The organism is Thalassospira profundimaris WP0211 (genome assembly GCF_000300275.1).
Classification (GTDB): Bacteria; Pseudomonadota; Alphaproteobacteria; order Rhodospirillales; family Thalassospiraceae; genus Thalassospira; species Thalassospira profundimaris.
Genome location: NZ_AMRN01000001.1, coordinates 55,633 through 81,230, shown reverse-complemented (window position 1 = coordinate 81,230; position 25,598 = coordinate 55,633). Strand labels below are relative to the sequence as shown.

19 protein-coding genes and 1 riboswitch are annotated in these 25,598 nt (G+C 54.6%); of the genes, 8 read left to right on the top strand and 11 right to left on the bottom strand.

Annotated features, from left to right (window positions below; translation table 11 throughout):
• Position 1: 1 nt before the first annotated feature.
• Entirely contained in the window at positions 2-2,050 is a 2,049-nt protein-coding gene (locus TH2_RS00315; protein ID WP_008888387.1) for a methylmalonyl-CoA mutase family protein, read from the bottom strand.
• A 136-nt stretch (positions 2,051-2,186) separates the two neighbouring features.
• Positions 2,187-2,365: riboswitch (cobalamin riboswitch) on the bottom strand.
• A 285-nt stretch (positions 2,366-2,650) separates the two neighbouring features.
• Between TH2_RS00315 and TH2_RS00310 the strand changes: the two genes are divergently transcribed.
• Positions 2,651-3,073 (top strand): response regulator, encoded by a 423-nt coding sequence (locus tag TH2_RS00310; RefSeq protein WP_008888386.1) that lies wholly within the window; start codon positions 2,651-2,653, stop codon positions 3,071-3,073.
• A 58-nt stretch (positions 3,074-3,131) separates the two neighbouring features.
• Here TH2_RS00310 and phhA read toward each other — a convergent pair whose 3' ends face one another.
• A complete protein-coding gene (gene phhA, locus TH2_RS00305; RefSeq protein ID WP_008888385.1) occupies positions 3,132-4,031 on the bottom strand; it encodes a phenylalanine 4-monooxygenase in 900 nt (299 codons plus the stop codon).
• A gap of 140 nt (positions 4,032-4,171) precedes the next feature.
• Between phhA and TH2_RS00300 the strand changes: the two genes are divergently transcribed.
• From TH2_RS00300 to TH2_RS00290, 3 genes are all read left to right on the top strand, one after another.
• Positions 4,172-4,651, top strand: coding sequence for an Lrp/AsnC family transcriptional regulator (locus TH2_RS00300; protein ID WP_008888384.1), 480 nt, complete (start codon positions 4,172-4,174; stop codon positions 4,649-4,651).
• Positions 4,652-4,762: 111 nt separating this feature from the next.
• A complete protein-coding gene (locus TH2_RS00295) occupies positions 4,763-5,773 on the top strand; it encodes an asparaginase (protein WP_008888383.1) in 1,011 nt (336 codons plus the stop codon).
• Positions 5,774-5,789: 16 nt separating this feature from the next.
• Positions 5,790-6,110: a YnfA family protein gene (locus tag TH2_RS00290; protein WP_008888382.1), complete on the top strand. Its 321-nt coding sequence runs from the start codon at positions 5,790-5,792 to the stop codon at positions 6,108-6,110.
• Here TH2_RS00290 and TH2_RS00285 read toward each other — a convergent pair.
• From TH2_RS00285 to TH2_RS00270, 4 genes are all read right to left on the bottom strand, one after another.
• Positions 6,107-7,528, bottom strand: coding sequence for a two-component system sensor histidine kinase NtrB (locus tag TH2_RS00285; protein WP_008888381.1), 1,422 nt, complete (start codon positions 7,526-7,528; stop codon positions 6,107-6,109). The two genes, TH2_RS00290 and TH2_RS00285, sit on opposite strands and share 4 nt — an antisense overlap.
• Complete coding sequence (locus tag TH2_RS00280; RefSeq protein WP_008888380.1) at positions 7,528-8,730, bottom strand: HD domain-containing phosphohydrolase; 1,203 nt, start codon at positions 8,728-8,730, stop codon at positions 7,528-7,530. Before TH2_RS00280 ends, TH2_RS00285 begins: the two co-directional genes overlap by 1 nt.
• Positions 8,731-8,742: 12 nt before the next feature.
• A complete protein-coding gene (locus TH2_RS00275; RefSeq protein ID WP_008888379.1) occupies positions 8,743-9,966 on the bottom strand; it encodes a response regulator in 1,224 nt (407 codons plus the stop codon).
• A gap of 131 nt (positions 9,967-10,097) precedes the next feature.
• Positions 10,098-11,321, bottom strand: a complete 1,224-nt coding sequence (locus tag TH2_RS00270; RefSeq protein WP_008888378.1) for a response regulator — start codon at positions 11,319-11,321, stop codon at positions 10,098-10,100.
• A 354-nt stretch (positions 11,322-11,675) separates the two neighbouring features.
• On the opposite strand from TH2_RS00270, the gene TH2_RS00265 reads away from it, so the two are divergent.
• Positions 11,676-12,947: a pentapeptide repeat-containing protein gene (locus tag TH2_RS00265; RefSeq protein WP_040822191.1), complete on the top strand. Its 1,272-nt coding sequence runs from the start codon at positions 11,676-11,678 to the stop codon at positions 12,945-12,947.
• A gap of 182 nt (positions 12,948-13,129) precedes the next feature.
• Complete coding sequence (locus tag TH2_RS00260; RefSeq protein ID WP_008888376.1) at positions 13,130-14,404, top strand: pentapeptide repeat-containing protein; 1,275 nt, start codon at positions 13,130-13,132, stop codon at positions 14,402-14,404.
• A gap of 82 nt (positions 14,405-14,486) precedes the next feature.
• Here the strand turns inward: TH2_RS00260 and argJ are convergent, their stop codons facing one another.
• The 4 genes from argJ to TH2_RS00240 form a co-directional block, all read right to left on the bottom strand.
• Positions 14,487-15,716, bottom strand: a complete 1,230-nt coding sequence (gene argJ / locus TH2_RS00255) for a bifunctional glutamate N-acetyltransferase/amino-acid acetyltransferase ArgJ (protein ID WP_008888375.1) — start codon at positions 15,714-15,716, stop codon at positions 14,487-14,489.
• A gap of 188 nt (positions 15,717-15,904) precedes the next feature.
• Positions 15,905-16,771 (bottom strand): peptidylprolyl isomerase, encoded by an 867-nt coding sequence (locus TH2_RS00250; RefSeq protein ID WP_008888374.1) that lies wholly within the window; start codon positions 16,769-16,771, stop codon positions 15,905-15,907.
• A gap of 258 nt (positions 16,772-17,029) precedes the next feature.
• Positions 17,030-18,142 carry a hypothetical protein gene (locus TH2_RS20440; protein WP_008888373.1) on the bottom strand — a complete coding sequence of 371 codons (1,113 nt, stop codon included), beginning with the start codon at positions 18,140-18,142 and terminating at the stop codon, positions 17,030-17,032.
• 55 nt (positions 18,143-18,197) lie between these two features.
• Positions 18,198-19,304 (bottom strand): hypothetical protein, encoded by a 1,107-nt coding sequence (locus TH2_RS00240; RefSeq protein WP_008888372.1) that lies wholly within the window; start codon positions 19,302-19,304, stop codon positions 18,198-18,200.
• 335 nt (positions 19,305-19,639) lie between these two features.
• On the opposite strand from TH2_RS00240, the gene secA reads away from it, so the two are divergent.
• Positions 19,640-22,348 carry a preprotein translocase subunit SecA gene (gene secA / locus TH2_RS00235; RefSeq protein WP_008888371.1) on the top strand — a complete coding sequence of 903 codons (2,709 nt, stop codon included), beginning with the start codon at positions 19,640-19,642 and terminating at the stop codon, positions 22,346-22,348.
• Between the two features lie 61 nt (positions 22,349-22,409).
• Here secA and TH2_RS00230 read toward each other — a convergent pair whose 3' ends face one another.
• Positions 22,410-23,267: an alpha/beta hydrolase gene (locus TH2_RS00230; RefSeq protein ID WP_008888370.1), complete on the bottom strand. Its 858-nt coding sequence runs from the start codon at positions 23,265-23,267 to the stop codon at positions 22,410-22,412.
• Between the two features lie 266 nt (positions 23,268-23,533).
• Here TH2_RS00230 and TH2_RS00225 point away from each other — a divergent pair, with 266 nt between their 5' ends.
• Positions 23,534-25,576 (top strand): O-linked N-acetylglucosamine transferase, SPINDLY family protein, encoded by a 2,043-nt coding sequence (locus TH2_RS00225; protein ID WP_008888369.1) that lies wholly within the window; start codon positions 23,534-23,536, stop codon positions 25,574-25,576.
• Positions 25,577-25,598: the final 22 nt, after the last annotated feature.

Sequence of the window (25,598 nt, the reverse complement as noted above, 5' to 3'; positions counted from 1 at the left end):
GTTATTTCTCCCCCTGCTTGCCAAGAAGATGATCAAGTGCAACGCCACAAATGGCAAGGACATCGGCCCCGACAAAAACAAACTCGTCAATGCCGGCGGCTTCGTAAGCCGACCTCGCATCGCCCGGCTGGCCAGCAAGATAAACCATGCTGGCCCCTTTGGATTTCAGCGCCTTGGCAACATCCGCTGCCATGTCGGCATATTGCGGGTCTGATCCGCAAATAATGGCGATTTTCGCCCCGCTGTCGCCAAAGGCGGTTGCAACGTCATCGGCAATGGCAAAGCCGTTATTGGTGATTGCCTCGATCCCGCCGGCTTCAAAGAAGTTACGCGCAAAACTCGCGCGTGCCGTGTGCTGGGCGACCTTGCCAAGATTGGCCAGGAATACCTGCGGGAAGGATCCGGTCTTTGCCTTATGCGCATCAGAACGTTTGCGAAGCGCCTCATAACGTTCGGCAAGTCGATGGGCGGGCAGGGCACCGATACATGTCGCGGCGCTGGTGCCATAAAGATCGGTAAACATATGCCCGATGGTGGCACCGGCGCGGGCGGCCTCAATCATCGCATTAAGGCTGTTGCCGACCGTGCCGTCAAATTTGGTCTGCCGGGCCTTGGCATCTGCAATGATCGCATCGAGGTCAGGCTTTTCGCAGGTTACTTTGGCTTCTGTGATATTGGGGAATTCCGACACACCGGTCAGCGGATCACGACGGGTCGACAGGCGTTTTTTACGCGCGTTCCAGACGGTCTCGATCTCGGTCTTAAGACTGCCATTGGCAAGGGCACTTAGAATGCCACCCGAAGATTCAAGCGACTGGAATTTCGACCAGGCGGCCTTCGCCAGTTCCTTGGTCAGGTTTTCAATAAACCACGAACCACCTGCCGGATCGATGACCCGGTGCACGTTGCTTTCTTCCTGCAAGATCAGTTGGGTGTTGCGTGTAATGCGGCGCGCAAAGCCATCTGGCAGGCCAATTAAATGATCATATGGCAGGCAGGTCACACTATCGGCACCACCCAGACCAGCGGCAAAGCTTGTCACCGTGGTGCGCAGCATATTGACCCACGGATCAACCTTGGTCAGGGCCATTTCGGCTGAAACCGCATTGATCGTAATCGTCGCATCCTCGGCACCCGATGCCGAAAGAACGCGGCTCCACATCATGCGAAGGGCACGCAGCTTTGCGATCCCGGCAAAGAAGTCCGTACCGATGGCAACATTAAACACCATCGCACCCGCCGCCTGATCAACCGCCATTCCCGCATCGGTCAGGGCACGTAAGTATGTCACCCCGCTTGCCAGCAGGCAGGCCAGTTCCTGACCATCGGTGGCGCCAGCATTATAATAAGGTGCGCCATTCACTGAAATTGCAGTCGCCAGCGGGAACAGATCAATCAGCTCTACCGCAACGCTTGCCGCATGATCAACCGCATCTTGTGCGCCGCAGGGCAGGGTGCCGGTGGATGCCAGCGTGCCGATCGGGTCGATGTTAAAGGCCGGTGCGGCTTCGTCGGCACCGTCGGTATTTGCGATATGGGCGGCCAGAAGTGCTGCGGCCGGAACACCTGCTGCCCCGGCATCAAGCCCGACGGTGGCAAGGTTGGTGTAAACGTCCTCAAGGGCCGTATCGAGATCAGCCAGACAATGAATGGCAATCCCGTCAACACCGACCTCGGCAGAACTGATTTCGCGCCCGGCGCGGGCGGCGGCATCAAGTTTTAGCGTGATCGAGGTGGCCCCATTTTCAAGGTCCTCAAGGATCGCGGCATTGGTGGCTTTGGGATCGGGATGGGTATGAAGCTGACGGATGTCCCAGCCGGTCACGGTTTCGCGCGGCTCGACCGTGGCATTAAGAACTTCGTGGATCAGCCGGGTCGCGTCATCCTGATCGTCATTTGTATAGATCGGCTGAACGGAAAAGCCATCAAGCGTATTGGTGACAAGCTTCTTTTCGAACGGTGCCCCTTTAAGGGCCTCCTCGGCAAGCTTGCGCCAACTTGCATAATCAGCAGATGGAAATTCGGATGCGAGCTTTAGCGGGTCGGACATGGTTTCTCCCGGCTTGGTGTGTCCCGTCCTTGATGCGACTCCATATGGGGTCTTCATATGGCGTCGGGCACGGAACGTTGCCAAATTCTATTCTACTACGGATTCCCAGTACCCGGTACACCCCGCCCGGCCCATTTCATGCCAAGAAAACACCATCGGTATTCTGACTCGCGAGAAAGCCTGCAAAAAGGCCGTCACGCTTACAGTTGCGGGGGCAGTTCCGGGCTTGGCCAAAGTGCGCTAAGGCACGGCCGCACCGGATTCCCGATCCTATTTTCCGGTCACATTCGCGACATGGCGGTTTATAGCACCTGTCCCTAATTCCGTAAATAGGCATGGAAATACCTATTTAGACGGATGTCGACCCCGACAAATCAGGTTTCCGTAACGTTATGTCGGCGGAAACATTGGGGTTTTGCACGTTGTTCGTGGTTTGCGCGTCGCATGGTTCCGATCATTGCGGCCTTATACTTTCGCGGCACGGGTGCGAGATCGGGGTGAAGGCGGAACATTGCGTGGCAAAAATTTGGCGGGTTTAACCAATTTGACATTTTCGTCTGTCAGTTTGGACTTGTCCCAAAACTCGGAGTATCGCCATCCATGAACGCGCTCAGCGCCATGCCGTCGCAATTTTGTCCTGATGGACTGGTTGCGTTCGCCGACGACAGTCCCAGCGCCAAAGCAGCCCTTGAAACAGTGTTGCGTCGGGCAGGATATGACGTGGCCGGTTTTGATTGTGCCGATGATCTGATTGATCAGCTGGACGGGCTTTATCCCCGTGCCATCATCCTTGATATTGAAATGCCGGGCATGAGCGGCTTTGAAGCGTTCTGCGAAATTCGCCGCCGCTATCCCAACAGCCAAAACGTGCCGGTTTTCTTCTTCTCGGCCCATTATGATGCCGACACCCGCGCACAAGCCGATGCGCTTGGGGCGGCCGATTTCATCAGCAAGGACGCCAGCCCGAAAGTGGTGCTTGAGCAACTCAATCGGGTGCTGGGTCATTCCATCAGTGCCTGCTAGCGGTGCTGGCAGACCAGCACTGCCTTGATCAATCCTGAACGGATCGCCACGCCCTGCCTTATGCAGGGCGTCGTTGTCTGTGGGTCCTGTGGGGCTCCTCGCCCAGGGAAATGATGCTGTCTGCGGCCCCATGCACATGATAAAGCCGGTCTGTCGGCAAGGTGGTTGCCGGATCAATCGCAGGCTTCTTGGCGAGCCGATCATAGATCGGCGCCAGCGGCACATTCATCGCGTCAAACAACTGATCGTAACTTTCCAGAACGAAATAGGTTTTCTGGAAATCATCAATCGCATAATCCGTGCCCATGACGCGTTCAAGCTCGAACGCAACCCGGTTTGGTGTGGGATCGGTCACCGAATAGATGGTTTCGGTTTGCGATGACAACATGCCAGCCCCATAGGCGCGCAATCCATGCGGGGTCATGATCAGGCCAAACTCCACCATGTACCAATACATCCGGGCCAGCTGTTTCAGGCCGCCCATCGCAATGGCCTCTGGGCCCTTGGCGCCATAGGCTGCCAGATAGTCGGCAAAGGTCGGGTCATACAGCATCGGCACATGACCAAAAAAGTCATGGAAGATGTCAGGTTCGACCAGATAATCCATTTCCTCGGGCTTGCGCAGCCACACCGTGACCGGGAACCGCCGATTGGCAAGATGGTCAAAAAACACATCATCAGGCACCAGCCCCGGAACAGCCACAAGATGCCAGCCGGTCGCCGCATGGAGCTTCTCGCTAACCCGGCCGAAATGCGGAATCTGATCCGCCGCATCAAGTTTCATCAGATTGCGAATGTAATCCTCGGCAGCATATCCGGGCAAAATGCGCGACTGGCGGTCATAAAGCTTGCGCCATAGTTCGTGCTCAGCCTCGGTATATGTGCTCCAGTCCTGATCGATGGTGTAGTCGTCATTGATGTGGCTGTAGTCACCACGCAGATCGTTTCCCTGATTCATGGCCGTCCTCTTTCGGGTTCTATTGCCGATTTACAAGGATCATTTTACATCAACTCTAATGTCATTTTCTGGCCAATAAGACGTTCAAATCGGTTATGATGTGCATATTGTGACCTTGTGGGTTTGATTTGGGGTTTAAAATGACCGACGTGACGCTAAGCGCGACTGATATCCGGATCTTGCAGGCCCTGCAAAAGGACGCCGCCATCAGCAATGTCCAACTTGCTGAAATGGTCGGCATGTCTCCATCGCCGTGTTTGCGTCGGGTCAAACAGCTTGAGGCATCCGGGGTGATCAAACGTCAGGTCGCCCTTCTGGACCGCAAGAAACTTGGCTTTGGGGTGCTGGCGACCATTCAGGTCCGCTTGCAAAGCCATACCGAACAGGGGGCGGAGGATTTTGCTCGCGCGATGAATGATCTTCCCGAAATTCTGTCCTGCTGGGCGATGACGGGGAGGCAGGATTTTCTGCTGATGTCCGTGGCGCGCGATATCGAAAGCTTTGGCGATTTTGTCACCCATCAGTTGCTTTCAATGCCCAACGTGCGCGATGTGCAATCCAGTCTGGTTTTGAAGGAATACAAGAACCTGACGGCCATACCGTTGCCGAAAGGTGTTTAAAGGCAGCCCTCAAATTGTGGGCACCTTCGCAGTTGCAAGATTTGCCATACTTGATTTTCCACCGGTGTTTCAGGCATAGACTGATCAACCCACCAAAGCCGGAGCTTTAAAATGCCTCAGTCAATCGCTGCCAACCCGATCCTTGTCGAAGCCACACGCGGCGATATGGTCGAAAGTTTCCATCGCGGCCGTTACGTCGTGATGACGTCTGACGGGACGGTGGTTGATCAGGGGGGCGATATTGATGCGCTGATGTATCCGCGATCTGCGATCAAGCCGCTTCTGGCCATTCCGTTTGTTGAAAGCGGCGCGGTCGAGGCCTTCGGGCTTGAGGACAAACACATCGCCCTTGCCTGCTCATCGCATAATGGCGAGGAAGAACACGCCCAAACCGTCAAGGCATGGTTGGAGAAGATCGGCCTTTCGGTCGATACGCTGGAATGCGCCCCGCATTATTCACTCAGCCTGAATGCCGCGATTAAACAGGCGTCCGATCATGTGAGCCTGACGAAGGCGCACAACAATTGCTCTGGCAAGCATTCAGGGTTTCTGTCGACTGCACAGCAGTTGGGCGAGGATCCGAGCGGCTATATCGAAGAATCTCATCCAGTTCAGCAACGCCTGATCAAGGTGTTGGAAGAAATGGGTGATTGCGATCTGTCTTCGACCCCGCGCGGTATTGATGGCTGTGGCATTCCGGTGATTGGCATGCGGTTGCGTGATCTGGGCCTTGCGATGGCGCGCATGGCCGACCCGGCGGGCCTTGATGCCAAACGCATTGATGCGATCAAGCGCATCCGCAAGGGCTGTGCAAATGCGCCCTTCATGGTTGCCGGAACTGGGCGTTTTTGCACCGGGATCATGGAAGAATGCGGTGAAAATGCACTGGTCAAGGTCGGCGCAGAGGGTGTTTATTGCGCAGCCTTCCCCAAACAGGGGCTTGGTGTGGCGCTTAAGATCGATGATGGCACCCAGCGCGGGGCAGAGGTTGCGATGGGCGCGATCCTGCGCAAACATGGCGTGATTGATGACGCCAAGGCCGAGGTCCTGAAGAAATACCTGACCCCGGTTCTGACCAACTGGGCGGGCAAATATGCAGGCGACTTGCGCCCGGCCTTCTGATCAAAACGGGGAACAGATGCAAAGCATAGCGGCCTATATCTTTGCGGCGATTGCCGAAATTGCCGGGTGTTTTGCCTTCTGGGCCTGGCTTCGGTCCGGGAAGTCGATCCTTTGGGTCGTGCCGGGTGTGGCATCCCTGATTGTATTTGCCTGGCTTCTGACCCGGGTTGAGGCCGACTTTGCCGGGCGGGCCTACGCGGCCTATGGCGGGGTTTATATTACGGCATCGATCTTCTGGCTGTGGGTGGTTGAACGCACCACTCCCGACCGCTGGGATGTAACCGGATTGCTGGTTTGCCTTTTGGGTGCCGGGATCATCCTGTTTGCCCCGCGCTAGTTCTTGGTCTTTCCGGATTTTTCGTCGGACTTTTTGCCGGTGCGGTCTTCGGCAGGCAGAAGAACGCGGAATGTCGTTCCCTTTCCCATGTCGGTTTCAAACCAGATGCGCCCGCCATGGCGCACCGTGACGATGTCATGGGTGATCGAAAGTCCCTGTCCCGTGCCCTTGCCAACTTCCTTGGTGGTAAAGAACGGGTTGAACACCTTTGACCGGTTTTCCTTGGCAATGCCGGTTCCGTTGTCGGAAATCGAAATCAGGATGCTGTCATCAAGCGACGTGGTCTTGACCGTGATGTGACCTTCATCGGGTTTGCGCCCGGCCGCCTGAATGGCCTGTGCCGCGTTGACGATCAGGTTGAGGAAGGCCTGATTGACCTCGTTGATGTGGCACGGAATATGCGGGATTTCCGGATCGAATTCTTCGGTGATGTCGGCATTGTGTTTCCATTCATTGCGTGAAATCACAATCACGTTCGACAGGACCCGGTTGATGTCGGTGGTGGTTTTTTCCGTCCCGCCGGGGTGGGAGAATTCCTTCATCGACAGGACAATGCGTGCCACCTGATTGATGCCATCAAGGGATTGCTGGGTGGCATGCGGGATTTCCTCAAGCAGGAATTCAAGATCGGAATCACGCATTTGTCGGGTGAAATCCTCAAACGTATTGGGCGGCAAATTTGCGCGGTTTTTCCACAAGGTCTGCAAGGCCAGACCAAGCATGCGCGAAAGCGCCCCGTAACTGTCATTAAGGAACTTCAGGTTATCGCGGATATACTGGCTGGGCGTATTGATTTCATGCGCAATTCCGCCGGCAAGATGTCCAATCGCCTCAAGCTTAAGGGCCTCGCGCAGGTCTTCTTCAAGCTTCTTTTGCGCGACTTCCGCGTTCTTGCGTCGGGTGATGTCGCGGAAAATGTAAAGATAACTCATCTCGGATGCGAAATTGGCCGGACTTACGATGATTTCCATCGGAAAGCTGTCGCCATCAAGGCGCTGCGCCATGGTTTCGGTATAGTCATATTTCAGCACACCACTGCTGATATTGATGCAGCGGTTCAAAAGCTTGTGGCGCACGGTTGCCTTGCGATCAATGAACATCACATCGACCGAAGTGCCCAGCAACTCATCGCCGGTTGCGCGCAGGATTTCGGCGGCTGATTTGTTGAAGTCCTGGATCATGCCGGTGGCATCAATGATCAGTATCCCCTCGACAACGCTATCAAGAATGGTCTTGAGCCGCTGCATGGTTTCGAGCTTGCGGCGCTTTTGCTCCCCCATCAGTGCCAGGAAGTGGGCGCGAACGTCTTCTGGCGCATCAATTTCCTTGGCAGCCTCAAGCAGGTCCGCCCCCGATGTCAGGTCGGACGTGCCACTCAGGATCTTGGTGTCGTGCAGGTTTTCAATCTTCTCAGACATCAGGCCCCTCCGCTCGTGGCAACCTGATCATGCCCGCCGCGCCGGACACGAATGGGCTCATGAAACTGGTGAAGTTCCTGAAAAACCCGCAGCCGCTGGATCTGAATTTCGGAAACGTAGTTGCCATGGGTCAGCAAGATATGCCCGTCGCGCGTTTCGATATCGGTCAGCAGGAAATCCCCTATCCTCAGGTTCTTGAGGTAAATGTCATGCTCCGTCCCGGTCGGATAGGCGACTTTGTCATAGGACGGGTCTTCCTGGGCAAGGATCGCCTCGATCTGGTTCAGCAGTTCCGGGTCATAGCGTTCGGGCTTGTGGCGCAACTCGTCAAAGTGCTGTTTGACGACAAGATCACTTTCGACAATTTTGCCAAGGTCGTTGAAAATCCGAAGGACCCGCGCGCCCAACGGAATTTCCGTGCCAAGCGGGCCTTCGGCCGGGAAGCCCGATCCGTCAAAATTGCGGTTCTGCAGATAGACAATGCCGGCAACTTGTTCCAGACGCGGGATATTGGAAATCAGTTTGCGCGCCACTTCGGGTGTGCGACGGACAACGTCACGTTCAAGCGGCTGAAGAGGCTTGTCCTCGCCAAGGCGGGCAAGGATTTCCGGCGGCAGAGAGACATAACCAATTGGCGCGAGTAACGCGGCCAACCCCAATTCCCACGGATGCGGGTAGCCGATCTGTTTGGCAATGGTGTCGCACCAAAGCTTGGCGCGCATCGCCTTGCCAAAAATCGCCGGATTAAGCTGTGCCAGCACCTCGGTCAGGACCTTTACACTGCCCGCCAGGGTCTGTTCGATCAGCGCCTTTTCCGCGGTGATCAGCTGATATTGTCGCAAGCCCGCCTTAACACCGGCAATCAGGTCTTCATCCTCGCACGGCTTGTTGAAAAAGCGGAAAATATGCCCCCGGTTGATTGCTTCGACCGCGGTATGCTGGTCGGCATTGCCGGTCAGCATCATGTTGACTGTATCGGGGCTGAGTTTGGCAACCTCGGCCAGTAACTTCACACCGTCCATGTCGGGCATGCGCATGTCGGCAACACAAACCGAATATTTGTTGCCCGACTTGATTTTCTCAAGCGCCTGAAGCGGGCCGACCGCTGTTTCGAAATCGAACTTGCCGCGCAGCTTGCGCTTAAGTCCCATCAACAGGTTTTCATCGTCATCAACGAAGAGTACAGGGGGATTCTGTGTCATCATCTCTCTCCCTTACATGTCCATTTCGCGGTATTTTTCTTCGACCACGCGGGCAATTTCGCGCCAGACCGGCAACCGGTTGGCTTTTCCCAAACGTTCAAGATACTCAAGATCAATGCGGCTTTCAGGCGCCTGCCCGGTGCGGCTTTCGATGGCGACTTCGCGTGCCAGATGCTGGGCAATATAGATTGCGCTAAGCGCGTTCATTTCGGTATGCCGCGTGTCTTGCGGGCGATGGTGATAGGCAACCGTCTGCACCATGGCGCTTGGAAAACCCCATAGACCCAAAAGGTACGCACCGATTTCCGGGTGGGCTGCGCCAAACTGGTCACGTTCGGCAACGTTAATCGGAATGTCTTCGGTTTCGACCCGCTTGATGACCTCGGCCATTTCATTGGCGCGATAGGCATAAAGGATCAAGCTGCCCGTATGGCTCAGCATGCCCACAGCGGCCATGACACTGATCACTTCCTTTGGAAGCTTTTCCTGTTCGGCGATCAAGGTGGCAACAACGCCAAGCTGCTGGCTGCGCTTGCACAGTTGCATCATTCGCGTGACCGCTGGCTTGGGGCCGTCAAAACTGCGAAACAGACCGATAAACAGCGCAAGCGCCTTAAGCGTATCGACGCCGATCATGCGGATGGCTTGCGAGACAGATGTGATTTTCTGGCTGACCGCAAAATAGGCCGAGTTGGTCAGCTTCAGGATCTCGGCGGTTAACGCAATGTCCGAGGCAACGATGGCCGTAAGCTGCTCGTTGCTGGTCAGTGGGTTTTCCAGTGCCTTGACAAGGTTGGTATAGGTTATCGGCGGAGAGGCAAGTGCATCAATCCCGCCAACAAGCGCACGCAGATCCGGATTGGTCAGAAGGTTACGGAGATCAAGCGCGTTCTCGATGGTTTCGACCAGCATCTGATCATCACACGGTTTGGCCAGATACTGATGCGCCGGGCCAACCGTGCGCAGGATTGCTTCTTCCTCAGCAAAACCTGACAGAATGATACGCGCGCTATGCGGGTGTTTTTCCTGCATCATGGTCAAAAGTTCTGCGCCATCGGTTCCGGGCATGCGCATGTCGGAAACGACGACATCCGGTTCCATTTCCGCAGCCTTCGCCAAGGCGCTTTCCGCGTCATGCGCGAAATGCAGCTCCCAGCCGGACCGGACCGAGCGTAACCGGCGACGCAAACCATCCAGAATATTTTTGTCATCATCGACAAAAAGGATGACGCTCATTTTCACCTCATGCGTGTGCTCCATGGCTTATACATGGGGCCTGCAAAGGATCTTTGATAGTCCGCATATGTGGAGGGTTGTGTCCTTTTTGCTCCTTTTTTCTGATGACGGAGCACATCAGGACACGTGATCTAGTTGTTGGTCAGTTCGCGGTATTTGTCGGAAACAACCGCCGCAATATTGGTCCATTCTTCGATGTGGCTCTGCTTGCCGATCTGGGCGAGATATTCCTGATCGATCGTGCTTTCGACCGGCCGTCCGGCATCACGATCGGCAATTTCGCGTGTCAGATGTTGCGCAATATAGATCGCGGTCAGGGCGGTCATTTCCCGGTGCGGTAAATCCATTGGCCGATGATGATAGGCAACCGCCTGAATGACAGGCGCCGGGAAACCCCACAATCCCAGCAAATAGGCACCGATTTCGGCATGTCCGGCCCCGAATTGTTCGGCCTCCGCCTGATCAATTGAAATGCCTTCTTTTTCAACCCGGTCAATGACCGCCTGCATCTCATCAGGGCGCTTGGTATAAAGGATCAACGTCCCGATGTGACTAAGCATGCCGATAGATGGCACAGCGTGACAAATTTCACGCGGAAGCCGTTCATATTCGGCAATCAGGGCCGCAGTAACGCCAATCTGCTGGGAACGGTGGCACAGGCGTTTAAGATTGGCTGCCTGACTGGCCGGGCCGTCAAAGCCGCGATACAGACCGACAAAAAGGGCAAGTGCCTTAAGCGTTTCCATCCCCAGCATCCTGACCGCATGCGCGACCGACGAAACATTCTGCGTCACTGCGAAATAAGACGAGTTGGTCAATTTCAAAACTTCAGTGGTCAGTGCGATATCGGACTCAACAATTTTGCTGATGGTATCAAGCGCGTAATTCGGGTTCGAAAAGGCCGTTTCCAGACGCATATAGGTGTCGGGCGGCGAGGCGAGGCTCTTGGAACCGGCGACAAGGGTCCTAAGTTCGGGGCTTCGCAACAACTGACGCAGACCCAGTGCGTTTTCGATACTGTCGACCAGGGTTTCATGATCGCAAGGTTTGCTCAGAAACTGGTGTGCCGGGCCGATGGTACGCAGATAGGATGCGTTATCGGCATGACCAGTCAGAATGATACGTACGGCATCGGGATGGGTTTTCTGCAAGGTTTCAAGCAAGGTCACACCGTCCATGCCAGGCATCTGGATGTCTGAAACGATGACGTCGAGATCCTTGTTTTCGGCAAGTTCGATGGCCTCAGACCCGCTATTGGCGAAATAAAGGTTCCACTCGGGACGGGTGCTGCGCAGACGTCGGCGCAATCCGTTCAGGATGTTGGCATCATCATCAACAAACAGAATGTGGTGCATTTTACCCGCTTCATCTTAAATACATTTTGCAGATGGGGGCGGGCGGAACCCCATACAAGATCGCAATATCACAGGCCGGTTCCCTGCGTGGTCCGGCCCATATATGGCGCTGCCGTTGCAAACACATTGCCCCGCAATATCGATCATACGATTGTCAGATCCGCAACAGGCCGCAAGAAAACCATGCAACGCGATAAGTATTGTGTAATCATATATTTATGCCAGTGAACCAGGGGCTGAATTGTCATGTTTTGTCAGAATGTTCACTGTCATTGACGGGTATACTTTATAAGAATTCTTGGAACCGCGGCGTCCATGCGCTGTTTCCGATTGATCGGGGGTACCACCCACCAGATGACAACACGCACCGAACTGGTTGATGCAATCAAAAAGCATCAGCTCTTTGTCATGAAGCAGCCCGGCGGCCGGCGATTGCAGCTCCGCAATGGCAACCTGTCGCGCATCAAGATGAGCAAAATCAGTCTTGAAGATGCGGTGCTTCCCGGTGCCAATTTCATCCAGGCCCAGATTCAGGACGTCAAATTTGATTTCTGTGATCTGTTCGGAACCAACTTTGTCGAGGCCAATCTCGAAGGTTCAAGCTTCATGCGCGCCGACTTGCGCGGCGCCAACATGGCGCGTGCCAAACTGCGCAATGCCAACCTGACGGGGGCTGATCTTCGATCCGGTGTGATGGTGATTATCGATGCCGGACGCGAAAAAAAGGTCAAACGACAAACAGATCTGACCAACGCAGACCTTCAGGGATCGGTGCTGTCCGGTGCCAATCTGGCCGAAAGCAACATGTCCGGTGCCCGGCTTGCTGATGCGGATCTGAGTGACGCCAACATGTTTGCCGTGAACCTTGCCGGCGCGGATCTTTCGGGCTGCAACCTGTCGGGCGCAAAGCTCAAGAACGCCAACCTCAAGGGTGCAAAGCTCAAGGATACACTTTTGCTTGGCACGGACTTGTCGGGTGCCAATCTGCGCAATGTTGATCTGGCGAACGTTGATCTGTCGCAGGCCAATACGTCAAACTCGATTGGCAGCAAGGCGGCAACGCCGCTCCCTGATGATATCCGCATCTTGCTCAATGCCCATACCGAGTGGCTGACAAGTGGCGGCATATCGGGCGCACGCCTTGATGTGACCGGTCGTGATCTGACTGAACTTGATTTCACCGGGTTTGATCTTTCGGCGGCATGTTTTGATGATTGCATCCTGCGCGGTGTTTTGCTGGTCGATACCATTCTGGTCATGGCATCGATGCGCAATGCCGATTTGTCCCGCGCCCGGCTGAGCGGGTCGATCATGAACGGTGTGCGGATGTCCTATGCCAACTGCACCAAGGCCGTGCTTCAGGGCGTCAAGTTCGGTGGCGTCGAACAGCGCGATGCCAAGGGACAAAAAACGGGCGAGGTCTGGCGTGCAGACCTTCATGCAACGGACTTTTCACACGCTGACCTTCGAAACTCGGTTTTTGATGAACCCCACATGAAGGGGGCCAAGCTTTGCAAGGCCAATATTTCCGGTGTTGCCTTTGGTGAAACGGACTTAAGCGACGTCGATCTTGACGGTACCAACACCGGCTCGATTCTGACCGGAATTATCCCCGGTAAGGTTTAGGATCCAACCCTGCCAGGGTGCGGGTGCACTAAGCGTTCGGATAGTTTTTCCCACTTTTGAAAGACTTAAACCGTCCCAATGTCGCGCAATGTCTTAAACAAATTGCGTTGCGGGGAAACTGCGTCATTCTATAATCCAGAATAATAAGAATCTAATTTAGAATCTCTGGGGTTTTCTACTGAATGTCATCGCGTTCGGAATTGATTGATTCAATCAAGAAGCATCAACTTTATCTCAATCAAAAGCCCGGCGGGGTGCGCATGCAAAAGCGCAACTGCAATCTTTCCCGCATCAAAATGAGCAAGATCAGCCTGAAAGAGGCGGTATTGCCCGGTGCAAACTTCATCCAGGCATCGGCGCGCGACGTTTGTTTCGATTTCTGTGACCTGTTTGGCGCAAACTTTGTTGAGGCTGACCTCGAAAATTCGACCTTTGAACGCGCCGATCTGCGTGGGGCCAATATGGCACGGTCCAGTTTGCGCAATGCCAACCTGAACGGCATTGATCTGCGCGCAGGCATCATGGTGGTCCTTGAAGGGGCTCGTGAACGCACGGTCAAACGCGAAACCGACATGTCAAATACCGACCTCGAAGGTGCGATGATGTGGGGGGCCAATATGGCCGGTGCCAACATGTCGGGATCGCGCCTTGCGCACACGGATATGAGTGACGCCAACATGTTTGCCGTCAACCTCGAAGGCGCTGATCTGACCGGGTGCAAGATGAATGGCGCAAAGCTTCGCAATGCCAACCTCAAGGGGGCGAAGCTTGCAGGGACGGAACTTGTCGGGGCGGATCTGAGTGGTGCGAACCTGCGCAATGTCGACTTGCAGGATGTCGATTTGTCGCAGGCCAACACATCCTACTCAATCGGTGGCGGCACGCCGACGGCCCCGCTGGTTGATGATATTCGCGAACTTGTAAACGGTCATAGCACGTGGCTGGCAACCGGCGGCAAAACCGGCATGCCAATGATTGCTGCCGGTCGCGATTTGTCGGGCATGGACTTTTCGGGCATGGACCTGTCGGGGGCTGTCTTTGACAAATGCATCCTGCGCGGCACGCTTTTTGTCGATACCATTCTTGCCATGTGTTCGATGCGCGAAGCCGACATGCATAAAATCCGCATGAATGGTGCTGTGCTCGATGGCGTGCGCATGGCGGGATCGGACTGTAGCGAGGGTGTGTTCCAGGGCGTTCACTTTGGCGGTGTCGATCAGCGCGACAAGAAGGGTGAAAAGACCGGCGTCGTCTGGAACGCGGATCTTTCGGATGTCAATTTCGAACAGGCCGATTTGCGCAACTCGGTATTTGACGAAGCCAAGATGAAGGGGGCCAATCTGACCAAGGCAAACGTTGCCGGCGTCGCCTTTGGCGCCACGGATCTGAGCGAAACCGAACTTGAAGGTGCCAATGTCGGCCTGATCCTTAATGGCTATATTCCCGGCAAGAGGTGACCTCTGCCGGTCATGGCCCGGAAACGCAAAACGCCGCCCTCATCGAAGGCGGCGTTTTTTAGTGCACAGGACGTGTGATCGCTTAGCTGCGGTAATCCGCATTGATCGAGATATAGCCATGTGTCAGGTCACAGGTCCAAACCGTGGCCGCACCATCGCCAAAGCCAAGATCGGCATCAATGTCGATATACTGGCCCTTGATGTGGGCCTCGACCGGGCCCTCGTCATAATCGGCAACACGTTCACCGTTCTTGGCCAACGTAATGCCACCGATTGCAACGCTCAGCTTGTTGGGATCCGCGGTCACACCGCATTTACCAACTGCCATGACGATACGGCCCCAGTTGGCGTCTTCACCGGCAATCGCGGTTTTGACGAGCGGGGAGTTGGCAATGGCCTTGGCGGCAGTCTTGGCTTCTTTTTCGTTCACGGCACCGGTGACCTTGACGGTGATGAATTTCGAAGCACCTTCGCCATCGCGGACGATCTGATGGGCAAGATCACGCAGCACGTCTTCAAATGCCGCCTTGAACGCGGCAAGTTCCGGGTCGTTGACGTCACTGATCGCGTCATTGCCCGCCTTGCCGGTGGCAGCCACCAGAAGCGTATCAGACGTCGACGTATCGCTATCAACCGTGATCGCGTTGAAGCTGCGGTTGTTGCAATCTGCCAGAATGGCCTGCAGCACATTGTGCGGCAGGGCGGCATCGGTAAACACAAAGCTCAACATGGTTGCCATGTTTGGCTCGATCATGCCCGATCCCTTGGCGATACCGGCAATGGTCACGGTCTTGCCATTGATGGTCGCGGTGGCTGACGCGCCCTTGGGGAAGGTGTCGGTGGTCATGATGGCCTTGGCGGCATCAAGCCAGCCGGCCTCATTGGCCAGCAGATCACCCAGTGCATCAGTGATACGGTTGGCCGTGGTCGGCTCGCCAATCACGCCGGTTGATGCAGTAAAGATTTCGGTTTTTGCACAATCCAGCGCCTTGGACGCGGCTTCGACCTTGTCTGCAACGAACTTTTCGCCAGCCTTGCCGGTAAAGGCGACCGAGTTGCCCGCATTGACAAAAAAGGCACGTGCCGTACCCCCCTTAAGCGCCTCACGTCCCCAGCGGACCGCCGCCGATGCAGTGGTCGACGTGGTGAAGACACCGGCAACCTGCGTGCCAGGCTCAAGTTCGGCCAACAGCACATCCGGTCGCCCCTTATAGCGAATGCCAAGGGTTGCGGTATGCAGTTTAACGCCAGCAATCGCCGGAAGGTCTGGGAATGCCGCAGGGGCAAGCGGTGAAATGGCAGTCGCAACCATCAGTGCAGTTTCCTTTATTGGATAAGTCGGTACATCCTGCCGCAATGGCGACGAAAAGCAAGCGGCAGAATGAATTTACGCGATCAAATGATGTGTAAAAAACGGGGCGAAGCCAATGGCTGCACCCCGTTTTCGAATTCTCTAAAGCCTGTCGCGATCAATTGTTGCTGACCGCGACGTTTGCGGCATTATTCCGCCGGCTTTTCCTTGGCGGCTTCTTCTGCGGCCTTCGCGGCTTCGATTTCGACATAGTTGACGATTTCGGCATCAGAACGCAGGTCTTCGACAAGTGCGTTAAACGCATCACGGCTGATTTCGGCCACCAGCTGCTGACGGACTTCGTCAAGTGACGGCTGGGTGCCTTCTTTTTTCTCTTCAACCTTGATCACGTGCCAGCCGAACTGGGTCTGAACCGGCTCGCTCGAATAGGTGCCCGGTTCCATAGCAAAGGCTGCCTCGGCAAACGGTGCAACCATGTCGGCACGGTTAAAGAAGCCAAGATCACCACCGTTCGGGCCGGACGGGCCGGTCGATTTTTCTTTGGCGAGTTCGACGAAGTCCGCACCATCGTCAAGTTCTGCGATGATGGCTTTTGCGTCTTCTTCGCTTTCAAGCAGGATATGGCGGGCGTGGACCTGCGGCTCCGGCTCGTTGGTTTTGATGAATTCTTCGTATTTTGCTTCGATCGCATCATCGGTGATCGCATCACTGAGCGCACGATCCAGATAGGTTTCCGCGATCAGGCGGCGCTCAAGCGCTGCGATCTGTGCTTTGACTTCCTCGTCATCAGCCAGACCAGCTTCGCTGCCGGCATCCATCAGCAGGCGCTGATTGATTTCACGGGTCAGAAGGTCGGCCTTAAGCATGTCAAACGGAAGCTGGCGATACTGTTGCGGCAGGCCCTGCTGGGTTGCGCGGACTTCTGATTCAAGAATGTCCTCACCATTGACCGTCGCCAGCACCGGGTCTTCTGCCGGTGCAGCGTCCTGTGCCATGGCAGGGGATGCGAAAATGACGGTTGCCAGGGACGCAGCAAGAAGGGATTTGCGCAGCATAGTTTCTCCAGACTTTGATTTCAGATGGGCTTATGCCCAATGCCTCTGCCCACGGGTAAAACACATAAGTTGTGCCTGCACAAGGCTTCGCCGTGGATGTCGCACCTTTTGGCAAAGCTTTCTGTCTAAAATGTGAAGAAGCTAAATTTGCGTGTCAGCATGTTGTGATGTGTATCTGTGCGTCCACGCGTTCATGACACGCAAGGCGGGCAATGCGCGGACGACAGTTATGTGAAATTTTGACACGGTTGGGACTGTTCAGGCCTGAACGTCAAACAGCACTTCACCGACCATGCCTTGTGACCCGTCTGTGCGGGTGAAACCCGATTTGGCCACCAGATCCCCGCCGATCAACCGTTCGTCCAAAGGGGTGATCATGGTCAGCGAGATTGATCTAATCCCCTCGCTTGCCAGATCTGTCTGGCTTCCATCTGCACGTAGTAAAACAAGCGAGCTGAACACAGCATCACTTTCGTCAATCACGCCATCCTGGTTGTCATCATATTTGGCCAGTTCGGCAAAGCCGTCTTTGGCCCCGTTCTGGTCGCCAAACAGTTCGGTGCCGTCGTTGATTTCACCATCACCATTGCGATCAAGTGCCAACAGCGCATCCCCGCCGCTGACCCAGGCGGTTTGATCAAGCGATCCATCACCATCAATGTCAAATGTTGCGCCATCTTCAAGACTGGTGATGTCGATGCCATTGCCATCCAGATCAAGGATCAACGGATCCTTCTGAAACGCTTGCGCGATTTCAACCCGGATCATTTCGATATGGGCCTTGAACTCGGAGACGGAAATATCGATTTTCCCGGCTGTCTTGGCAAACCGGGTTTCAATTGATGAGAAATCGATCTCGACCTGGCGGGAGCTAACCGACACCTGCCCAAGATTAACCTTGGCCTTGCCGTGCGACATGATGACCGCCAGATCCTGAACGGAGTCAGCGCCGCCCTTGCCACCGGTATTGGCAAGTTTCAGATCACCCGGATCACCACCCGTCATGGCATTGGCCATAGCGCGGGCCTTGGCTGGCGGAATGCCCATCATGGCAAGAACGATGAAGGCCTCGCGGTTCAGGCGCGTCTGTGCATCATCTAATGCGGATTTCAGCCCCTTATAGATTTCAAGCACATCGGTCTCGAATTCCAGAACCGGATGCTGGAACGACCCCATTGCTTGTTCGATGCGCTGGTTGGCTTCGATACTGAGATCAATCTGGTCGATGATGGCGCGTTGCTGGGACAGTTCGCCATCGTGATTTCCATCGGTATCCGAACTGACGGCACCATTTGTCGCGGCACGTGACGCGGCAAGCGCCGCTGCATTCTGGGCAGCGGTCGGATTTGAGAGTGTTGAGGAATCAAACATACAGCACCTCCTTCCTGAAGGGCTGCGGGATGCCGGTCACGACATCCCGTCGCAGTTAAATCAGAACATCCTGTTCCTGTGTCGGGTCAGTGACGGGCACGGTTTCACCATTCGGGAACGTAAAGGTGGCCTTGCCATCATCCTGACCAAAAAGGCCCATCGGCATCATCATATCAACGGTCAGCTGAAGCGGACCGGCACCCTCGCTAGTATCGTCAACCGGCCGATTGATGCTGCGTACGATCAGGGTTGCCTGTTCCATGAACTGTTCGGTGATCTGGGCATTGAGGGCCGCCATCCGTTCCGCCGCAAGCGCCTGACCATTGGTCTGCGCAGCACCGGCTGAGTCACCCTCTTCGGTCGTATCATCAGAACCGACTGTGGCATTCATCAATTCACGAATGAATTCAGCGACTCCGTTATCGTTGATATCAAACAGAAGTCCGCCATTCTCGGCACTGGCCGGGTTGCCCAGCATGTCCACAAGCGACCCGCCACCCAGTCCATCCATGACCGCGCCAAGTGCGCCAAGGGCGGCACCGGCACTGTTGCCAATTGCGATGGCTTCGGTGCGGACAACTTCAATCTTGGCGGCCTCGTAATTAAACGAGAATTCACCGGTTTCATTGTTGATGCTGATATCAAGCGACTGGACCGCCATCATGGCGGATTCCGATACGCCAACCGCGGCACCATTGGCCCCGGCATAGGAAATGGCGGTTTTGCTGTGGCTGGCGATCGCCTGATCAAAGGAAAACTCGAACTGGTCCTGCCCGCTGGCAGTATCGCGAATGCCAGTGAACATGGCCTCGGTCGCGACAATCGCTTCTTGTTCGGACATGCCCGAGAGCGCGAACATTTCCTCGACACTGCCGCGAATCATCTCAAGCGATGCATCAAGTGCGCGTTCAAACAGTTCTTCGGTTGTCAGGGACTTGTTCGACAGCGACTTTCCTGCCGCCGGGGCAAGCTTCTGGCTGTCATTATGTGCGGCAAGCGCATCGTCTGACAACGCAACCGGATCAACCTGATTGCGCGCATCAGTTCGCGCCTGTGCTGCACTGTCACCGGCATCGGGATTACTTTTTGAAATGGGCTGACGCGCATCCTGAAGGGCGGATTGACCCTGACGAAATGGATTAAGCGCTGAGAAATCGACCATAATCCTCCTCCTGAGGATGTGATTTGGCAGCGCTTTCGGGTCAACCCTGCGTGCCAAAACGAGCTACATGCTCTGTTAGGGTTTAAAACTATTAGGCGAATGGTACGCCGATTTCTCGCATTTCTCAAGCAAGAAGGGATCAACAGCCAAAAACGAAAACGTGAAACCGTCCGGATGTGTCCGGGGACTGCGGCGAAAACCGGTAATTTTTAGCCCAACATTAGCGATATTGGCTCGTTCCGTTGACAGATGGCAGGCAGGGTTCTATCTGTGATCGGGCTCCGCTTTCTGTCGGGCCTCATTGTGTCTTAATTTATTTGTTCAGGAACGTATTAATGCTCGGCGCTATTGCCCGGAAAATTTTCGGTTCAGCTAACGATCGTGAAGTCAAAGCCCTGCGGGCCACGGTCGAGCAAATCAATGCCCTGGAACCCGAAGTCGAAAAGCTTACTGACGACGAACTGCGCGCCCGGACCGATTGGCTGCGCGAACGTCTCAAGAATGGCGAGACTCTGACCGACATCCTTCCTGATACCTTTGCCACCATCCGCGAGGCATCCAAACGCGTCCGTGGCGAACGTCATTATGATGTGCAGCTTCTGGGCGGCATGGTTCTGACATCTGGCAAAATCGCCGAGATGAAAACCGGTGAAGGTAAAACCCTGGTATCGACCCTTCCGGTTTATCTGAACGCGCTTGAAGGCAAGGGCGTTCATGTGGTGACGGTCAACGATTATCTGGCAAGTCGTGACGCCGAATGGATGGGCGAGGTCTATGGCTTCCTTGGTCTGACCGTGGGCGTGATCATGCATGGTATGACCGATGATCAGCGTCGTGCGGCTTATGCCTGTGACATCACCTATGCGACGAATAACGAGCTCGGCTTTGATTATCTGCGCGATAACATGAAGTTCCGTCTCGAAGACATGGTGCAGCGTCCGTTCAACTTCGCGATCGTCGATGAAGTCGACTCGATCCTGATTGACGAAGCCCGTACCCCGCTGATCATCTCTGGCCCCGCCGAAGACAGCTCCGAACTTTACCGTTCGATTGATGCGCTGATCCCGAAACTGATCGAAGAAGACTTCGAAAAGGACGAAAAGGCGCGTGCGGTTACCCTGACGGAAGAAGGCACCGAACACGCCGAACAGCTTCTGATGGAAATGGGCATCCTGACCGAAGGCACGCTTTATGACGTTGCCAACGTTCATCTGGTCCATCACGTCAACCAGGCACTGCGTGCGCACAAGTTGTTCCAGAAAGACACCGACTATATCGTCAAGGATGACAAGGTCGTCATCATTGATGAATTTACCGGTCGTATGATGGAAGGCCGCCGTTATTCCGATGGCCTGCATCAGGCACTCGAAGCCAAGGAAAAGGTCAAGATCCAGAACGAAAACCAGACTCTGGCATCGATCACCTTCCAGAACTATTTCCGTCTTTATCCGACCCTTGCCGGGATGACCGGTACGGCAATGACTGAGGCCGAAGAATTCGAGGAAATCTACAACCTTCAGGTTGTCGAAATCCCGACCCATCGCCCGATTGCCCGTAAAGATGCCGATGACGAGATCTATCGCACCGCCAATGAAAAGTGGATTGCGATCTCCGAACAGCTCGAAGATTGCCACAAGCGCGGCCAACCGGCCCTTGTCGGCACGGTCTCGATCGAGAAATCGGAAATTCTGTCTGATCTTCTGAAAAAGAAGAAAATCCCGCACGAAGTTCTCAACGCCAAGCAGCATGAACGCGAAGCCTTGATCGTGGCCCAGGCCGGTGCGCCGGGTGCCATCACGATTGCAACCAACATGGCCGGTCGTGGTACCGACATCAAACTTGGTGGCAACGTTGAAATGCGCGTTGAACACGAACTGGCCAACGTCACCGACGAAGCCAAACGTGCGGCCGCGATTGAAAAGATCAAAGCCGAGGTCAAGGCTGATCAGGAAAAGGTTCTCGCCGCTGGTGGCCTGTTTGTGATCGGTACCGAACGTCACGAATCACGGCGTGTGGATAACCAGCTGCGTGGTCGTTCCGGCCGTCAGGGTGACCCGGGTGGATCGAAATTCTATCTGTCGCTTGAAGATGACCTGATGCGCATCTTCGGGTCCGAGCGCATGGACGGCATGCTGCAGAAACTTGGTCTGCAGGAAGGTGAAGCAATTTACCATCCGTGGATTAACAAGGCGCTTGAGAAAGCCCAGCAGAAGGTCGAGGCACGCAACTTCGACATTCGTAAGAACGTGCTGAAATTTGACGATGTCATGAACGACCAGCGTAAGGTCGTCTATGAACAGCGCCGCGATCTGATGCAGGCCAAAAATGTCGCCGAAGACGTTGCTGACATGCGCGCCGAAGTCATCGAAGACATGGTCGACAAATACTGCCCGGCCAAGGTCTATCCGGAGCAATGGGAAGCCGCCAGCCTGCACGAAGAAGTTACCCGTCTATTGGGTCTTGATCTGCCGATTTCTGATTGGGTCAAGGAAGAAGGCATCGATCAGGAAGTCATGCGTGAACGCATTGAAAAGGCCGCGGATGCGAAAATGGCGGCCAAGGTTGCCAACTATGGTGCCGATATCATGCGCCAGGTTGAAAAAAGCCTCGTGCTGCAGCTCCTTGACCAGTCTTGGAAAGAGCATCTTCTTGCCCTTGACCACCTGCGTCAGGGCATTGGCCTGCGCGCCTATGGTCAACGTGATCCGCTCAACGAGTTCAAGCGCGAAGCGTTCAACATGTTCGAAGCCATGCTGGTTTCCTTGCGCGAACGCGTGACCCAGATGCTGTCGCATGTCGAACTGCAATCGACTCCGCGTCCCGAAGACCTCGAAGCACCCCGCCGTCCGCAACAGGAAATGCGCGAAAACCGCGACGAACTTGAAGCAACCGAGCAGGGGGTCGATACCGCAACCGTTCAGTCGCGTCAGCCGGGCAATTTCGATCCCAACGATCCGTCGACCTGGGGTCGTGTGGCCCGCAACCAGGCCTGCCCGTGCGGATCTGGCAAGAAATACAAGCATTGCCACGGTCAGTTGAACTGATCACATTGGCCATGAATTGAAACAAAAAGCGCGCTCCTTCGGGATGCGCGCTTTTTCTTTGTCAGTTGCTTGCCGTCAGGGCCTTGGTTGGCAGATGGTTTTGCAGGAACTGTTTGACCGGATCCAACACCGCATCATCGGTTGTCAGATAGAACCCCAGCGCAATCAGGGTTCCGGCATGACCCGTTTCGGGGACTTCGACAAGTTCCGCGCTCGGGGCCAGTTCGGCAAGCTTCCTCGAATTACGCGGTAAAACCGTGTGATCACGGGTGCCCGTAATCAACAAAAGCGGCGGCATATGCGCCAGATCCATCGCGACCGGCTGGCTCTGATTGGCCGGTGTTTCGCCAAATGCATTTCGGGTGGCCGCAACATCATAGGGGTAAAAATCATACGGGCCCGATAGCCCGATGATGCCGGCAATGTCATCGGCATCAAGCCCGACAGCTTGCAGATATTGTTGGTCCGCAACCAGCTGAACGGCGTTATAGGCCCCGGCGGAATGACCGGCCAACATAACCGGGACATCCTTGATCTGACCCGGGTTTTGCACCGCGTAGTTTTTCATAAAGGCGATCGCAGATGCCCCGTCTTCGATAAAGTCCGGAAAACCAACATCGGGGACTAATCGGTAATCATGGATCGCAACCGCATAACCAAATTCGGTAAAACGTTTGGCGATAAAGGCATACTTGCCGCGATCACCAGAATCCCAGGACCCGCCATAAAACCAGATCACAAGTGGGGCGGGCTGCAGGGAGGGATCGGGCAGATAAAGATCCAGAGCCTGCCGCTCATCCGGGCCATAGGAAAGTGCCGCGATATCAGGTTCTAAATCACCCGCCTGCCAATGATTATAAGCACCAAGCTTGTCACATCCGGCGAGAAGCACCATTGCGACAATGGAATTGGTCGTCATGCTCAGAAACTTCTTGGGAAACATTCGGGGTGCCGATCTATGCAAAAATTATCGTTTATATAGTCAATACGTTAGCGCACTGAATTCCGTTTAAAACAATCAAATGGATGTTTGCGCCGACCACACCCGTTATGTCCTCGGATTTTGACAATCCGGACCTGTAAAGCAGCACGTCGCATGTGTATTGTTGGGATGTATTTATTAGTCCTTAATTGCCTGCTCCCTAGACTTTCCGGGCAAAGTTCAAATTCGGAGATCCAGTCAAAGTGTCCTCATTCGATCAACTGTCCAAACGCGCAAAAAAGCTCGAAAATCAGGGCCAGATTGACGAAGCGATCAAGCTGTACGAACAGTTTCTTCAGGACTTCCCAAAAAACACACGCGCGAAAGCAGCTCTTGAGAAGCTGCGTGATGCTGCATCCGGAAATGGAATTTCTGCTCAGGAAGCGTTCACAAAAGCCTCCAAACTGATTGATCAAGGCGAGTTTGCAAAAGGCGTTGAGCTTGCCCGTCAACTCGTGGAATACGCGCCCGAAAGTGCCCAGATATGGAACCTTCTTGGATTTGGCTATGCAAAAAGTCAAAACCCGGTCGAGGCTGAAAAATGTCTGCGCAAAGCCATTGAGATCGATAAGAATTTCGGAATGGCCTGGGTGAATATTGGTAAGCTTTTTTCAACGCAAAACAAGTGGGACCTTGCGTTACAGGCATTTCAGAATGCCAGTTATATCGAGCCACAAAATGCCGGCGTTCTGAGTTCGATCGCAGGCATCCTGGTAGAGATGCGGCGCTTTGATGAGGCTGAGAAATTCTGTGTGATGGCGATCAAATACGATCCCAACCTGGCGGAGCCGTATCTTAATCTCGGGATCATCCTGTACCGCAAGAAAAAGCGCGGTGCTGCCAAACAGGCCTTTGAAAAAGTCGCCCAACTGCGGCCGAACAATATGACGGCACTTTCGGACTATCTCTATGTCCGTGCGCAAATCTGCGACTGGTCTGAACTTGCGCCCGAATTTAAGAAGGTGAAGCCGATTGGAAAACCGGGCAACTCGGTTTCACCCTTTTCGTTCCTGCATTTTGACGATGATCCATACGCGCAGAAAAAGCGTTCTGAAAACCGGGCCCAGGAACTTGCCGTGCGAGAAGTCGTTCCGAGTTTCCCGCGTCCGTCTTCTCGCCCGCAGAAACTCAAAATCGGCTATTTCTCCGCTGATTTTCACAATCATGCGACGCTTTCCTTGATGATGGGGCTTTTCGGTCTCCACGATAAAAGCCGATTTGAAATACATGCATATAGTTACGGTGGTGTCACGGATGGTTGGCGTCGTGGCGAACTTCAGAAACTGGTTGAAAAAAACTGGGACGTTCGCGGTGCATCTGACCGCGAGATTGTCGAGCACGCCCGTAACCAGGGGATCGATATTGCGATTGATCTGAAGGGCTATACCCAGTACGGGCGGCCACAGTTATTTGCCTATCGGATGGCGCCAATTCAGATCAACTATGTTGGTTATCCCGGGACTTTGGGGGCCGACTATATCGACTATCTGATCGCAGATCACACCATCATCCCCGGTGAATACAAAAACGCATACTCCGAAAAAATCATCTACATGCCGCATTGCTATCAACCCAATGACGGCGGCCGGGAATTCCCGGAAAACACGCAAACACGCGCTGAGCTGGGCTTGCCCGAAGACGGCTTCGTCTTCTGTTCGTTTAATGCCAACTACAAGATTTCGCCGCGCGAATTCGATATCTGGATGCGCCTGCTTAAGAAGGTAGATGGTTCTGTCCTATGGCTCTTCGAAGGCAGCGAGGACGCGATGCTCAACCTTCGCAAGGAAGCCGGAAATCGCGGCGTGGATCCTGCCCGCCTTGTCTTTGCCGGCTTCCTGCCCGAGGAACAACACCTCGCACGTCATAAACATGCCGACCTGTTTCTGGATACCTTCAATGTGAATGCGCATACCACGGCAAGTGACGCGCTTTGGACCGGGTTGCCGCTTGTAACACTTCCCGGAAAACAATTTGCCGCCCGGGTCGCCGCAAGTGTTCTAAAGGCGGCAAACCTGCCCGAACTGATTGCCAAATCCGAAGAAGAGTACGAAGCAATTGCCCTTGATCTGGCTTTGCACCCGGAAAAAACCGCTGCAATGAAGGCAAAGGTCAAAGATAACGTCAAAGCCTGTCCGCTGTTTGATACGAAATCATATACCCGTGATTTGGAGCGGGCCTATGACGCGGTTTATGAACGTTATCTCAGCAATCAGAACCCGGTAGATATTGACCTTGGCAGCCAGTGAAGTGCACGCAAATATTGCACCC

Bases quoted from the DNA above. Each gene is read 5' to 3' on its own strand.
- TH2_RS00315 (WP_008888387.1), bottom strand. From the start codon at position 2,050: ATGTCCGACCCGCTAAAGCTCGCATCCGAATTTCCATCTGCTGATTAT.
- TH2_RS00310 (WP_008888386.1), top strand. From the start codon at position 2,651: ATGAACGCGCTCAGCGCCATGCCGTCGCAATTTTGTCCTGATGGACTG.
- phhA (WP_008888385.1), bottom strand. From the start codon at position 4,031: ATGAATCAGGGAAACGATCTGCGTGGTGACTACAGCCACATCAATGAC.
- TH2_RS00300 (WP_008888384.1), top strand. From the start codon at position 4,172: ATGACCGACGTGACGCTAAGCGCGACTGATATCCGGATCTTGCAGGCC.
- TH2_RS00295 (WP_008888383.1), top strand. From the start codon at position 4,763: ATGCCTCAGTCAATCGCTGCCAACCCGATCCTTGTCGAAGCCACACGC.
- TH2_RS00290 (WP_008888382.1), top strand. From the start codon at position 5,790: ATGCAAAGCATAGCGGCCTATATCTTTGCGGCGATTGCCGAAATTGCC.
- TH2_RS00285 (WP_008888381.1), bottom strand. From the start codon at position 7,528: ATGTCTGAGAAGATTGAAAACCTGCACGACACCAAGATCCTGAGTGGC.
- TH2_RS00280 (WP_008888380.1), bottom strand. From the start codon at position 8,730: ATGACACAGAATCCCCCTGTACTCTTCGTTGATGACGATGAAAACCTG.
- TH2_RS00275 (WP_008888379.1), bottom strand. From the start codon at position 9,966: ATGAGCGTCATCCTTTTTGTCGATGATGACAAAAATATTCTGGATGGT.
- TH2_RS00270 (WP_008888378.1), bottom strand. From the start codon at position 11,321: ATGCACCACATTCTGTTTGTTGATGATGATGCCAACATCCTGAACGGA.
- TH2_RS00265 (WP_040822191.1), top strand. From the start codon at position 11,676: ATGACAACACGCACCGAACTGGTTGATGCAATCAAAAAGCATCAGCTC.
- TH2_RS00260 (WP_008888376.1), top strand. From the start codon at position 13,130: ATGTCATCGCGTTCGGAATTGATTGATTCAATCAAGAAGCATCAACTT.
- argJ (WP_008888375.1), bottom strand. From the start codon at position 15,716: ATGGTTGCGACTGCCATTTCACCGCTTGCCCCTGCGGCATTCCCAGAC.
- TH2_RS00250 (WP_008888374.1), bottom strand. From the start codon at position 16,771: ATGCTGCGCAAATCCCTTCTTGCTGCGTCCCTGGCAACCGTCATTTTC.
- TH2_RS20440 (WP_008888373.1), bottom strand. From the start codon at position 18,142: ATGTTTGATTCCTCAACACTCTCAAATCCGACCGCTGCCCAGAATGCA.
- TH2_RS00240 (WP_008888372.1), bottom strand. From the start codon at position 19,304: ATGGTCGATTTCTCAGCGCTTAATCCATTTCGTCAGGGTCAATCCGCC.
- secA (WP_008888371.1), top strand. From the start codon at position 19,640: ATGCTCGGCGCTATTGCCCGGAAAATTTTCGGTTCAGCTAACGATCGT.
- TH2_RS00230 (WP_008888370.1), bottom strand. From the start codon at position 23,267: ATGACGACCAATTCCATTGTCGCAATGGTGCTTCTCGCCGGATGTGAC.